This is a genomic window from Bartonella schoenbuchensis R1, assembly GCF_002022685.1.
GTDB classification, from domain to species: Bacteria; Pseudomonadota; Alphaproteobacteria; order Rhizobiales; family Rhizobiaceae; genus Bartonella; species Bartonella schoenbuchensis.
The window spans coordinates 1-12,837 of the sequence record NZ_CP019789.1 but is presented as its reverse complement, the minus strand read 5'-3'; the positions used below and the strand labels follow the sequence as shown (position 1 = coordinate 12,837).

Genomic DNA, 12,837 nt, shown 5'->3' with positions numbered 1-12,837 from the left:
ATTTGTTTTATCTCTCAAATACTCTACTTTTTTCAATCTGTAGCATCTCTTAATATGTATTTTTAAATTTTGCTTCTTGCAATCTGACTGCTCTTGGTTTTATTCTGTTTTTATTAATCTATATGCGTAACGTGCGCACATGGAATGCATAATTGGTAAAATATAATCTTTTTTGTGTAAATAGAGAGGCTATTTTGATCAAATCAGAGCTCATACAAATTATTGCTCGTTATAACCCACATCTTCTTCAGCGTGATGTAGAAAATATTGTAAATGCTGTTTTTGAAGAAATTTCAACAGCGCTCATTAATGGCGACCGTATTGAACTTCGTGGTTTTGGAGCTTTTGCCGTCAAAAGTCGTTCAGCGCGCAATGGTCGTAACCCACGAACAGGTGAAACCGTTGTCGTTGAAAAAAAATGGGTTCCTTTCTTCAAGACAGGTAAAGACTTGCGGGATCGACTGAATAAATGAGTAAACTCATGACAACCAAACGTATTCTTTTGGCAATTATTTTAGTGCCTCTTACAATTTTTTTGATTGCTTTTACTATAGCTAATCGTCAAATTGTTACTTTAACGCTTGATCCTTTTCGAACTAATTCTGAAAATTTTACTTATCAAGCTCCCTTTTTTGTTTGGCTTTTTATTTTTCTTGCTCTTGGTATTTTGTTGAGTAGTGCAGTGCATTGGCTTATACAACGTCAATATCGTAAAGCTCTTAAAAAAAGTAAAGCAGAGCTTGAGAAATTAAAGACGTCAATTGCTAAAAACCTTAATATAACGACACCTTAATGAATTTCACCCTTATTGTGTTTGACAATGAATCTTAAAGGTATTCTTGCTTTTTTTATAATGTTTAATTAATTTCGAATTTTCACATTATTCTAGAAATTCAATAGTCTTTCATAATAAACCTTCTTGCAAAGAAAGTACTATGACACCAAATATGTCTGCAAAATGCTTTCAAACACATTTCAATGGTGTGTACCCGCAAGAAAAAATACCTCTTATTTTAGAAACAAGTCCCAGTGCAGACTATGCCTTAATTGACTCTGGCAATGGACGAAAATTAGAACGTTACGGTTCTTACCGTATTATCCGACCAGAAGGTCAAGCATTATGGAAACCCGCTCTACCACAAGAAAATTGGACTGATGTTGATGCCATTTTCAAAGGCAATCGAGATGAGGAGGGTATTGGTCGCTGGCATTTTCCTAAAAAACAACTTGATGAAACATGGCCTCTTTTTTGGAATGGTTTGCCTTTTTGGGGACGTTTTACTTCTTTTCGTCATGTAGGTGTTTTTCCCGAACAAGATGCTCATTGGCGTTTGATGGAAGAACAAATTATCCAAGCCAAGCGCCCTATCAAATTGCTCAATCTTTTTGGTTACACAGGTGTTGCTTCTTTGATTGGTGCACGTGCAGGTGCAACTGTTACCCATGTTGATGCTTCTAAAAAAGCCATCACTTGGGCAAAAGCTAATCAGGAAAAAGCGGGCTTATCAGATCGTTCCATTCGTTGGATTTGTGACGATGCTGTAAAATTCGTTGAACGCGAATTACGTCGTAAAAAAACCTACGACATAATTCTTCTTGATCCTCCTGCTTATGGACGTGGACCTCATGGTGAGGTTTGGCAATTATTTGACCATTTACCAGAAATGATTAAAAATTGTCGCAACCTTTTATCTGATAAACCATTATCCATCGTGCTTACAGCCTATACTATTCGTGCTTCTTTTTATGCACTTCATACTTTAATGCGTGATGAATTGATAAATCTTGGTGGTATAATTGAATCAGGAGAACTAATTTTGCGTGAAGAAACTGCTGGACGTGCTCTTTCTACTTCTCTCTTTAGCCGTTGGATTGCTTGAACATGGATACACAAAAAACAGGTCAAGTTAAAGAAATCACCTCTCTTAGCAACCCTATTATTAAAAGCCTTAAAGCACTCAATCAAAAGAAGAACCGTAATCGAGATGGAGTCTTCATGGCAGAAGGACTTAAACTGGTGATTGATGCTTTAAACCTTGGCTGGGCAATTCAAACACTTATTTTATCTAAAAATAAAGTTGGTAACACTGTTATTGAAAATATAGCTGCACGTACTGTAGCTCGTGGTGGTTTTGTCATTAAAGCTTCACAAAAAGTTATGGAATCTATTACCCGGCGTGATAATCCGCAAACAGTTGTTGGCATTTTTAAACAACAGTGGCACCCTATTGAAATGATAAAGGGACTAACTCAAGATGTCTATATTGCACTTGATCGTGTACGTGATCCTGGAAATCTTGGTACCATCATCCGCACTGCAGATGCAGTGGGAGCAAAAGGGGTTATGTTGATTGGCGAAACGACAGATCCTTTTTCACCTGAAACAGTACGCGCAACAATGGGATCAATTTTTTCCGTACCACTCTACCGTTTTAGTGAAAGCGCCTTTTTGAATTGGTCTACACACTTTAAAGGCATCATTATTGGAACACATCTCAAAACATCTGTTGATTATCGTAGTGTTGATCTTAAAAAAGGTCCTATTATACTTTTAATGGGAAATGAACAACAAGGTTTACCAGATGTCCTCGCTGATCGCTGTGATCAACTGGTGCGCATTCCGCAAAATGGACGTGCCGATTCGCTTAATTTGGCTATAGCTACAGCTGTTATGCTTTATGAAATTCGCCGTCCTTATTTAACACTTGAACCCACGATTTAACACTTGAACTTATGTGAGGTCAAAATATGACACACAAATCATTATCCTTCCTTTTTTCTGGTTTGTTTATTACAGTTTTACTTGATCAAGCGATAAAATTTTGGGTTATACAGACTATACCTTTAGAAACAAAAATTCCGCTTCTTCCTTTTATTTCGCTTTACCACGTACGCAACTCTGGTATTGCGTTTTCATTTCTTTCTTCCTTTTCCCATTGGGGAATCATTGCTTTTACGCTCATCATTATTGTTTTCCTTTTATGGTTTTGGAAAAATATCGAGCGTGATAAAATTTTAACACACTTTGGTATTGTTTTGATCCTTGGTGGAGCAATTGGAAATCTTATTGATCGTGTTCGTTTCCATTATGTTACTGATTATATATCATTCCACATTGATGGCATCTTTTCTTTTGCTATTTTCAATCTCGCTGATACTTTCATAACACTTGGATCCATTGCCGTGTTAATTGATGAATTCCGTATTCTTGCTTCGAAAAAAAAGCTATCTCAATAATAATACTTCCGAGGAATAATATACTACTTCATTATTTATGAAGCTATTTCTGCTATAAATATAACTTCTTATTTTATCTACTGATAAGGTTAACCCACAACGTATTTACATTCTATCTGCTACTGTTTTTTCTTTACAGAGCTTAGTAAAATTGTAATCCTAATTTACAATAGAAAAATTCGATACTCACTCTTTAGTTCGCGATATTACTAAAGCTTCTTCCAGCTTTGTGTAGTATTTTAATGTATAATAAAGCCGTTGTTAGAAAACTAACACCGGATTAATAACTACGGATTTAAGCTAATAGAAAAAAATGCCTTTAGGTTAAAATCTAACATCTCATAGGCTGTTTTTAACGTTCTTTATTGCCACTAAATGAACAGTATAATATCGGAGATATTAATAAAACAGATTTTGTTACTGTTTTAGATTATTCTGATTTGTTTTTATAAAATTGACGATATAAAAATAGTGCCTCTTTTGGCTATTGAGGTACTAACAACTAAAATTTGGCTTGGATAGTACTTCAGTTATGAATTATTGTAATCACCAAAAATAGAAAAATCTTTAGTATTCATTAAAAAATAAAGTGCTTAACTAAGCTTTTGAAATTATGCGCATTAATAAATATTACTGAATATAGCTAATTCTTTTCAAATTTATTTAAGCAAAATTGTTCATTCAAACTACTGATAAAATAGATTCCTAATCTTTTAAAATATCCTTGAAAAAATTAAATATTTCCAGTTAAAATGTGCTCTTTCATTACGAATTTGTAAGTTTTCCTTTCAATAAAAGTCTCTTGTAATTTTTAAATAAATCTCCATAATAGAAAAAGCGTATGCTGGAATTTTACCAGCAACGTTTAGGGGCGTCTATATGAGCTTAATAATGGCTTATGTAACGTTATTAAAAGGAATTTTTACCTTTTAATCCTAACTCGTGACGGAACATATGCTAAAGGACTTTTTATTATGGCTGATTTCAAAAATTTACGTTCGGCGTCTGTTTCTCATGCCGATGCATCAATCGATCAAGGATTGCGCAGTTATATGCTGGGCGTCTATAACACAATGGCCATTGGTTTACTTATTACAGCTTCTGCTGCTTATATAATTGCATCATTGGCCACAACAGCAGATATAAATCAAGCAGTTGCACAAATTAATGATAGCGTTTACTTAACATCATTTGGAGTGACATTTTATACGTCACCTTTGTCTTATGTTATTATGTTTTCGCCGCTTGTTGCTGTATTGTTTCTCAGTTTTAAAATCAATACGCTTAGTACCAATGCTGCTCGTAGTCTCTTTTTTGGTTATGCAGCGCTTGTTGGCCTTTCATTGTCATCAATTATTTTGCGTTACACACCTGAAAGTATTGTGCAGACTTTTGTTATCACTTCTGCAGCTTTTGGCTCTCTTTCGCTTTATGGCTACACTACAAAACGTGATCTTACGGCGATGGGATCATTCTTGTTTATGGGGTTGATCGGCCTATTACTTGCTATGGTCGTTAATATTTTTCTAGGATCAAGCGCCTTACAATTTGCTATTTCAGTAATTGGTGTTCTCGTTTTTGCGGGCTTAACAGCTTATAATACACAAACTATCAAATTAATGTATTATGAAGGTGATGCAGATGACACGCGTGGTCGTAAAATTATTATGGGTGCGTTAAATCTCTATCTTGATTTCATTAATATGTTTGTTTTCTTGTTGCAATTTTTGGGTTCAAATCGCAATTAACTATACAGTTATTGTTTTATTGAAAAGCCTTGTTTCATTCAAGAAACAGGGCTTTTTTGTTTTTAACATAAGCGCGTATTTTCTAATCTTTTAGCATTATATTTACGTGTACTGAACAACTAACTCAAACATAAAATGATAAAGAAGCCTCATAAACCAAAATTTCGCTGGCCCACCGCATTTATCCAGCAAAAGCTTCATAAACCTCTCTTAAGTGTTATTCGTAATCGTTCTGGTTACCGACCAAATACTGTTAATTGTGATAACGATTATGATCTTGTTGTTGCTTCTTATAATGTTCATAAATGCGTAGGTGTTGATAAAATTTTCAACCCTACTCGCATTGTACGTGTTATTGCAGAATTACAAGCTGATATTCTTGCACTCCAAGAAGCGGATAAACGTTTTGGTGAACGCATTGGTTTGATTGATCTTAAATTGTTAAAAGCTGAAACAAATTTGATTCCTGTGCCTTTGAATACCATGTCACCCCATGGCCATGGTTGGCATGGTAATGCTCTTTTTGTGCGTCAAGGGAAGGTACATGATATTTTACAAATCTCCCTACCTGGTATTGAACCACGAGGTGCTATAATGGCAGAATTAGAAATGGAGACAGGTTTTATTCGCATTATTGCAGCTCATTTTGGCTTGTTACGCCATTCTCGCAATCAGCAAGTAAAAATGCTTCTTGCACTTTTGCAAAAACGTTCTTTTATGCCCACATTACTTATTGGTGACTTTAATGAATGGCGAGTAGGGAAAAAATCGTCATTAAATCATTTTTTTCCTTATTTTGATATTACACGAGGAACTGTACCAAGTTTTCCTTCTCGCTTTCCTTTTCTAGCTCTTGATAGAATTTTTGCTTTTCCTCCCCATTTGGTAACAAAAATTGAAAGTCATTATTCCCCACTAGCACGTGTTGCATCAGATCACTTACCAATTAAAGCTCACCTTAATCTTGCCAATGTAATGACGATGTTTAAAGATCAAATAAGCGAGAAAAACTAATGTGCCTCATTCCAGTTTTGAGCAGCAGCGACTTTTACTTTAAGAGGGACAGACAAAGATAATGCAGGCATTGCAGCATTTTCCATTACCTTTGTAACAAGGACTTTTGTTTTTTCACTTTCAGTTTCTGGTACTTCAAAAATCAGTTCGTCGTGAACTTGTAGTAGCATTTTTGCTGACAGTTTTTCTTTTTTCAAAGCACCTTCCATCTGGATCATAGCACGGCGAATGATATCTGCAGCTGATCCTTGAATTGGTGCGTTGATAGCAGCTCTTTCATTGAAAGTACGGATTTGGGAATTAGTCGCTTTTATTTCAGGGTAATGAATACGACGTCCAAAAATTGTTTCCACATAACCATGTTGGCGTGCAAATGATTTAGTCGTTTCCATATAATCTTTAATTCCTGGAAACCTTTCAAAATAAATATCAATATAGCGACTTGCCTCATTTCGTGAAATACTTAATTGGTTTGCCAATCCAAAAGCTGAAATACCATAAATAATACCAAAATTAATCGCCTTTGCACGTCGGCGTATATCTGAGGGCATTCCTTCTACTGCAACTCCAAATATTTGCGATGCGGTTATAGCATGAATATCTTGATCTTGCGCAAACGCTTCTTTCAATGCAGTGATATTGGCGATATGTGCAAGAATGCGCAATTCAATCTGACTATAGTCAGCCGATAATAGTACACATCCCTTTGGAGCAATAAAGGCTGTTCGAATTTTGCGCCCTTCTGGCGTTCGTATTGGAATATTTTGCAGATTGGGCTCTGATGAAGATAACCGCCCTGTTGATGTCGTTGCTAAAGAATAATTAGTGTGAACACGCCCTGTCTCAGGCAAAATGTAATAAGGTAAAGCATCTGTGTAAGTGGATTTTAATTTTGTAAGTTGGCGCCAATCAACGATTTTACGTGGTAAAGTGTGACCTTCAGCGGCTAATTCTTCTAAAATTTGTGCAGAGGTTGACCACTGACCATTTTTGGTCTTAACGCCCCCAGGTAAACCCATTTTACCAAAAAGAATATCACTTAATTGTTTTGGTGAGGCAATATTAAATCGTTCACCAACCAATTGGTAAATTTCCTCTTCCAAAGAAAGGGCAGCCTGCGCTAACTCACATGAAAGACGTGAAAGAATTTGCCTATCAACCAGAATCCCTCGTTCTTCCATTTTTGCGAGAACTTCTATCAGTGGTCGATCAAGACGTTCATAAATTTTCGTCACGCCTTGTGCGACAAGTTGTGGCTTTAAAACTTGCCATAACCGTAGCGTTATATCGGCACCTTCTGCTGCATAAAAGGTTGCCTGTTTTAAATCTACTTGTGCAAAAGAAGTAATTTTCTTTCCGTTATGCGTTAAATCTTTGTAAGCAATTGGTTTATGCTTAAGCCATCGTTCAGATAAAATATCCCTATTATGAGTCGAAGTTCCAGCATCTAAAGCATATGATATGAGCATTATGTCATCAAAAGGTTGTGTCACAATGGCGTATTGTTTCATAATCAACCAATTATATTTCATATTATAGCCAATTTTTAATACAGCTTGATCTTCTAATATTGGTTTTAAAAGCGCTAAAACCTTTTGTGTTTCAATTTGTGTGACTACACACCCACCTCCTAAAAGGTCGCATCCTTCTTCAGTGTGTTCTAGTGGTATATAAGCTGCTTTTTCTGGCTGTAATGCCAACGAAAAACCAATAATTTTCGCTTGTATAGGGTTTAATGAGGTTGTTTCTATGTTAAAAGCAAAATAACCTTGCTCTTGTGCTTCCAGTAACCATTCTCTTAAGATTTTCTCATCAAGGATGGTTTCATAAGAATCTCCTATATTTTTTTGTACAAGAGCCTGATCTTTACGTTTTTGTGCCAAAGTCTGTGGTGAATCTTTACAAAAATCATGGGTTAATAATGAACCAACTTTCTCACTATCCAAGTCAGGCCCATGAATAGTTTGGGTCCACTCAGTATCTATATCAAGAGCATCAATAACCTCTGCATCACATGCTGTTGCTTCTGCTACACGACGGGTTAACGTTGTAAATTCCATAGCTTTTAAAAAAGCAATTAAACGCGGGCCATCTTGTGGTTCTAAAATAAAATTATCTAAATTATTGTCTATAGGTACATCTGTTTTAAGCTTTACCAATTCACGAGAAATCTTTGTTTGCTCTTTATAAGCTTGAATATTTTCACGCCGTTTTACTTGTTTGATTTCTTCTGCGTGTTGCAATAAGAGATCGAGAGTACCAAATTGATTTAATAATTGTGCTGCAATCTTTGGACCAATACCTGGAACACCTGGAATATTGTCTGTGGTATCTCCAACTAAAGCTTGCAAATCAATCATTTTTTCAGGCGCTACACCCCATTTTTCTATGACTTCAGAAACACCGATATGTTTATCTTTCATTCCATCATATAAAGATACACGCGTATTTACCAACTGCATTAAATCTTTATCTGAGGAGATAATTGTTGTTTTTGCTCCCGCTTGAGTTGCCAATTGCGCATAGGTCGCAATTAAATCATCTGCTTCAAATCCTTCTTTTTCGATGCAAGGCAAATTAAAAGCTTTTGTAGCTTGTCGTATCAAAGCAAATTGAGGAATAAGATCTTCAGGAGGAGCTGCACGATTAGCTTTATATTGAGGATAAATTTTTTTACGAAACGTATCAGATGAATAATCAAAGATAACAGCAAAATGGGTTGGCACAATACCAACAGCCGTATTGCGAGCATCACAAAGTAATTTCCATAACATGTTGCAAAAACCGGCTACAGCCCCTACAGGAAGCCCATCCCTTTTGCGTTTTAAGGGTGGTAAAGCGTGATAAGCACGAAAAATGTAACCTGATCCGTCAACTAAAAATAAGTGATCTTTTGTTTCCATGATAATTTCATTTCTTCATTTTAGCGCAAAACAAATTTATTTTTATATTTTTTTCGATCTCATTTCAAAATTTATAGAGTTGCCTCTGAAAAGCCATTTTTTTGTTTTTATAAGATATAAAGTCGTTGCGTTTTATAGTCAGTACCGAGAGCTTTTCTTTGTTATTATAGGATATGATAGCTTTCATTTTACTCCTTCTATGATAGCTGAGGTACAACGTAGCGGTAAGGTCGTTGTGGTGTTCCCCTCCCCACAACGGCCGTATTTTTAAGAATTATATTATCCAATCCAAATTTTTAATAATTTTTTCAAAGAAACTTAAATTCTTATTGAAAAATTTTAAAGTTATTCCACAAAGCCTTATCGCCTATTTTTTTAACTAAATCAGCGTGCATATCTTTTTCTTGTGTGCTCAACCTTGAAGGTAAAGCGTGGGGACGAGTTTTAACTGTATGGGAAACATTCTTGCCATTTTGAATATTTTCATCAAGGTCACTATTGTTATCAAAACTAAGTACACCCTGTTTTCCACCAATTAACTCAATATAAACATCAGCAAGAATCTCTGCATCAAGTAGAGCACCGTGAAGAACACGATTACTATTATCAATCCCAAAACGTTTACATAAAACATCAAGAGAATTAGGCCCCATAGGGAATTTTTGCCGTGCTATAGCTAGTGTATCAATGACATTATCAACACTGATAAGCGGTTTATTGATCCGCCCTAATTCCGCATTAAGAAAGCTTATGTCAAAACTTGCATTATGAGCAACCATTGTTGCACCATCAATAAATTCTAGAAACTCATCAGCAATATCTTCGAATTTCTTTTCATTTTTTAAACGTTCATTGGTCAATCCATGAATCGCTACAACTTCGTCAGGGATAATGACTCCTTGCGGATTTAAATAAACATGGAATTGGCGTTTCGTAAGATAACGATCAACCATCTCTACACAGCCAATTTCAATAATACGATCGCTGTCTTTATCTAAACCCGTTGTCTCGGTATCAAAAATAATTTCACGCATTTCTTTAATTCTTTAAAGATACATCCTTTAGTAAATTCTTTATTATACGAAAAACTTGTTGACGTGTATTATCTAAACTTTTTCCCGTATCAATGACAAAATCCGCACGTTCTCTCTTTTTTTCATCGGATATTTGTTTGGCACTGATCGCTGCAAATTTTTCCTCACTCATATTTGGACGATTCATTACACGCTTCTTTTGTATTGCTGATGGTGCAGATACAACAATTACACTATCTACTCGGTTTTCACTGTTTGTTTCAAAAAGAAGCGGAATATCAAGAACTATTAGTTTTTTTCCCTGTTGGCGTGCCCTGTTAACAAATTCTTCTTCTTTTTTCCAAACTAAGGGATGAATTATTTTTTCTAAAGTTTGTAGTTTTTCGTGATTATTTATCAAAACTTTGGAAAGTTTTAAACGGTTAACTTGACCATTTTCAACAACACCTGGAAAAGTACGTATAATAAGTGACAAGACCGGCTCACTACGGTAAAGTTGGTGCACTACTTCATCAGCACTAAAAACAGGAACACCTGCTTGTTCAAAAAAACGAGCAGTTGTTGATTTGCCCATGGCAATTGATCCGGTCAATCCTATAATTTTCATATTTTATTTTCACTCATATCCTCTACAATCGCTGTTCGCAATGCCTTTGTTACAAGCGGTCTTGTTCCAAACCATTGCTCAAAACCAGGTACAGCCTGATGTAAAAGCATACCAAGTCCATCAACTGTTTTCAAACCATGAGCTTTTGCTTGTTGCAAAAAAGGGGTCATTAATGGAGTGTAAACAACATCTGTTACCAATGCTGTTGGTTTTACTTTATGAAAATCAAAAAAAATACTCTTTTGTTCGCTATAAAGATTTGTCATGCCTACAGAAGTTGCATTAACAATGAGATCAACTTGATAAAGTATTTTGTAAATATTATGCCAGTCATAGACTTCAACAGGTTTTCCAAAATACTCAGCCAAATCGTCCGCATGTTGTCTTGTACGATTAAGCAAGAAAATACGTTCAAATCCACGTTTTTTCAAGATATATAAAACAGCGCGTGCAGCACCTCCTGCACCAAAAACAAGTGCTGTTTCTTTAACCCAATCAGGAGCAAATTCATCAAGATTAGCACTAAAACCATATGCATCAGTGTTTGTGGCACAAAGTTTTTGCCCCTCAAACCATAATGTATTAACAGCACCAATAGCTGTTGCTACCTCATCTTTATAAGTTGCTAAATGAAAAGCTTCCTGTTTATGGGGTAAGGTAACGTTGCCTCCACAAAAACCCCTTTTTTGTGAAGATATAAGAAAACTCTTAAATTCTTCGGTTTTTACCTCTTTTGCAAGGTACTCACCTTGTAAACCATATTGTTTGAGCCAAAAATTATGAATCTTTGGTGATTTTGAATGATGAATAGGATAACCAGCAATAAAAGCACACGGATATTCTTTTTTTTTGCAGTTTATTGCAAAATTAACCATCAATAACTCCCAAATGACGCAATTTAGCCAGCAAAGGTAATAATGGTAAGCCAATGATAGTAAAAAAATCTCCTTCTATTTTATCAAAAAGATGTATTCCTTCTTTCTCAATTTGATATACCCCTACACTTTTTAAAACATCCGCTCCTACACGCGTTAGGTAACGTTCAATAAATTCTGATGAGAGAGAACGTACCGTCATATGAGCACTAAAAGCTTCAACCCATATTTCTTGACCATTTTTGACTAAAGCTATTGCACTATGAAGAGAATGTGTTTTTCCTGATAAAGCACGTAATCGTTGATGTGCTTCTTTAATATCTGAAACTTTATGAAAAATCTGTCCATCCAGATCAAGTATTTGGTCACAACCTATAACTAATGCATGAGGAAAACGCTTAGAAACATCTTTTGCTTTTGAACTTGCAAGGAAACAACTTGTTTCTTTAGGAGTTTTAGTTTTTACTTTCTCTTCCACTTTTCGTTCATCAAAAGAAGCTCCTTCAATAGAAAATTTTAAACCAGCTTTGTCTAACAATTGTGCACGGTAAGAGCTAAGAGATGCTAATATTAACATATTTTCATCCATAATTTTTTTCATCTTCTCTCACGAAATTGTGATAAAAGTTTAAATACCGCTGCTGCAGTTTCCTCAATAGAACGTCTGGTTACATCAATGATAGGCCAACCAAAACGTTCATAAATGCGTTTTGCATAAATCAACTCTCTAGCTATGCTGGTGCGATCAGTATAATTTTCAATAGCAAAACCTTCCCCCAAATCTCGATTTTGACGAATATGTGAAATTCTTTCAGCTGAAGCAATTAAACCAACAACTAAAACATTTTTTTCTTCCAAAAGAGTTTGTGGTAAATCAATTCCTGGAATAAGAGGTATGTTAGCAGTTTTTATTCCACGATTTGCTAAATAGATGCTTGTTGGTGTCTTAGAAGTTCTTGAAATACCTACAAGAATTACATCTGCATCTAATATACTATCAGGAGATTGTCCATCGTCGTGGTCTATTGTAAAATTCAACGCTTCAATACGACGAAAATAATCTGCATTAAGACCATGCTGCGCACTAGCACGTAAATTTGTTGGTGTTCCAAGATAAGACTGAAAAGCATTTAAAACAGGATCTAAAATGGCAACACAAGGAGTGCCTATTTTTGCACATACTTTACTGAGAAGTTGTTTCATTTCTTCATCAATAATTGTGTAAAGAACAATACCCGGCTCTTCTTGAATTTCATCAAGAATTTTTTGCAACTGTGTTTTATTACGAATCATTGGGTAAAGATGTTCTATTGCCTGATACATCGTGTATTGCGATGCAACAGCTCTTGCAGCAGAAATCAATGTTTCCCCTGTTGCGTCAGAAATCATATACAAATGAAAGCTTTTTTTTTCTTTTTG

13 protein-coding genes are annotated in these 12,837 nt (G+C 35.4%); 7 read left to right on the top strand and 6 right to left on the bottom strand.

Annotated elements, in window-relative coordinates; all coding sequences use genetic code 11:
- Positions 1-194: 194 nt before the first annotated feature.
- The 7 genes from ihfB (at position 195) to BscR1v2_RS00035 (ending at position 5,999) form a co-directional block, all read left to right on the top strand.
- Positions 195-473 (top strand): integration host factor subunit beta, encoded by a 279-nt coding sequence (gene ihfB, locus BscR1v2_RS00065; RefSeq protein ID WP_010703183.1) that lies wholly within the window; start codon positions 195-197, stop codon positions 471-473.
- 8 nt (positions 474-481) lie between these two features.
- Positions 482-793 carry a LapA family protein gene (locus BscR1v2_RS00060; RefSeq protein ID WP_034989913.1) on the top strand — a complete coding sequence of 104 codons (312 nt, stop codon included), beginning with the start codon at positions 482-484 and terminating at the stop codon, positions 791-793.
- A gap of 154 nt (positions 794-947) precedes the next feature.
- Complete coding sequence (locus BscR1v2_RS00055) at positions 948-1,880, top strand: class I SAM-dependent methyltransferase (protein WP_078690273.1); 933 nt, start codon at positions 948-950, stop codon at positions 1,878-1,880.
- A gap of 2 nt (positions 1,881-1,882) precedes the next feature.
- Entirely contained in the window at positions 1,883-2,722 is an 840-nt protein-coding gene (locus BscR1v2_RS00050; protein ID WP_078689280.1) for a TrmH family RNA methyltransferase, read from the top strand.
- Between the two features lie 26 nt (positions 2,723-2,748).
- Positions 2,749-3,237, top strand: coding sequence for a signal peptidase II (gene lspA / locus BscR1v2_RS00045; RefSeq protein ID WP_078689279.1), 489 nt, complete (start codon positions 2,749-2,751; stop codon positions 3,235-3,237).
- 974 nt (positions 3,238-4,211) lie between these two features.
- Positions 4,212-4,985, top strand: coding sequence for a Bax inhibitor-1/YccA family protein (locus tag BscR1v2_RS00040; RefSeq protein ID WP_078689278.1), 774 nt, complete (start codon positions 4,212-4,214; stop codon positions 4,983-4,985).
- Between the two features lie 135 nt (positions 4,986-5,120).
- Positions 5,121-5,999, top strand: a complete 879-nt coding sequence (locus BscR1v2_RS00035; RefSeq protein ID WP_078689277.1) for an endonuclease/exonuclease/phosphatase family protein — start codon at positions 5,121-5,123, stop codon at positions 5,997-5,999.
- Here the strand turns inward: BscR1v2_RS00035 and polA are convergent.
- The 6 genes from polA to BscR1v2_RS00005 form a co-directional block, all read right to left on the bottom strand.
- Positions 5,996-8,902 (bottom strand): DNA polymerase I, encoded by a 2,907-nt coding sequence (gene polA / locus BscR1v2_RS00030; RefSeq protein ID WP_078689276.1) that lies wholly within the window; start codon positions 8,900-8,902, stop codon positions 5,996-5,998. The genes BscR1v2_RS00035 and polA overlap by 4 nt on opposite strands.
- A 326-nt stretch (positions 8,903-9,228) precedes the next feature.
- Complete coding sequence (dnaQ, locus tag BscR1v2_RS00025; protein ID WP_078689275.1) at positions 9,229-9,936, bottom strand: DNA polymerase III subunit epsilon; 708 nt, start codon at positions 9,934-9,936, stop codon at positions 9,229-9,231.
- Positions 9,937-9,940: 4 nt separating this feature from the next.
- The gene (coaE, locus tag BscR1v2_RS00020) at positions 9,941-10,543 is read right to left on the bottom strand and encodes a dephospho-CoA kinase (RefSeq protein ID WP_078689274.1); all 603 of its coding nucleotides are present in this window, start codon (positions 10,541-10,543) and stop codon (positions 9,941-9,943) included.
- Complete coding sequence (locus BscR1v2_RS00015) at positions 10,540-11,418, bottom strand: shikimate dehydrogenase (protein ID WP_078689273.1); 879 nt, start codon at positions 11,416-11,418, stop codon at positions 10,540-10,542. Before BscR1v2_RS00015 ends, coaE begins: the two co-directional genes overlap by 4 nt.
- Positions 11,411-12,007 carry a Maf family nucleotide pyrophosphatase gene (locus BscR1v2_RS00010; protein ID WP_078690349.1) on the bottom strand — a complete coding sequence of 199 codons (597 nt, stop codon included), beginning with the start codon at positions 12,005-12,007 and terminating at the stop codon, positions 11,411-11,413. The genes BscR1v2_RS00015 and BscR1v2_RS00010 overlap by 8 nt, the downstream gene beginning before the upstream one ends.
- A gap of 8 nt (positions 12,008-12,015) precedes the next feature.
- The coding region (locus tag BscR1v2_RS00005; RefSeq protein ID WP_257787985.1) for a pyruvate, water dikinase regulatory protein at positions 12,016-12,837 on the bottom strand (822 nt) is incomplete at its 5' end.

Coding starts and splice junctions, on each gene's coding strand:
- lspA (WP_078689279.1), top strand. CDS start 2,749: ATGACACACAAATCATTATCCTTCCTTTTTTCTGGTTTGTTTATTACA.
- dnaQ (WP_078689275.1), bottom strand. CDS start 9,936: ATGCGTGAAATTATTTTTGATACCGAGACAACGGGTTTAGATAAAGAC.
- BscR1v2_RS00055 (WP_078690273.1), top strand. CDS start 948: ATGTCTGCAAAATGCTTTCAAACACATTTCAATGGTGTGTACCCGCAA.
- BscR1v2_RS00040 (WP_078689278.1), top strand. CDS start 4,212: ATGGCTGATTTCAAAAATTTACGTTCGGCGTCTGTTTCTCATGCCGAT.
- BscR1v2_RS00060 (WP_034989913.1), top strand. CDS start 482: ATGACAACCAAACGTATTCTTTTGGCAATTATTTTAGTGCCTCTTACA.
- BscR1v2_RS00050 (WP_078689280.1), top strand. CDS start 1,883: ATGGATACACAAAAAACAGGTCAAGTTAAAGAAATCACCTCTCTTAGC.
- BscR1v2_RS00035 (WP_078689277.1), top strand. CDS start 5,121: ATGATAAAGAAGCCTCATAAACCAAAATTTCGCTGGCCCACCGCATTT.
- BscR1v2_RS00015 (WP_078689273.1), bottom strand. CDS start 11,418: ATGGTTAATTTTGCAATAAACTGCAAAAAAAAAGAATATCCGTGTGCT.
- coaE (WP_078689274.1), bottom strand. CDS start 10,543: ATGAAAATTATAGGATTGACCGGATCAATTGCCATGGGCAAATCAACA.
- polA (WP_078689276.1), bottom strand. CDS start 8,902: ATGGAAACAAAAGATCACTTATTTTTAGTTGACGGATCAGGTTACATT.
- BscR1v2_RS00010 (WP_078690349.1), bottom strand. CDS start 12,007: ATGGATGAAAATATGTTAATATTAGCATCTCTTAGCTCTTACCGTGCA.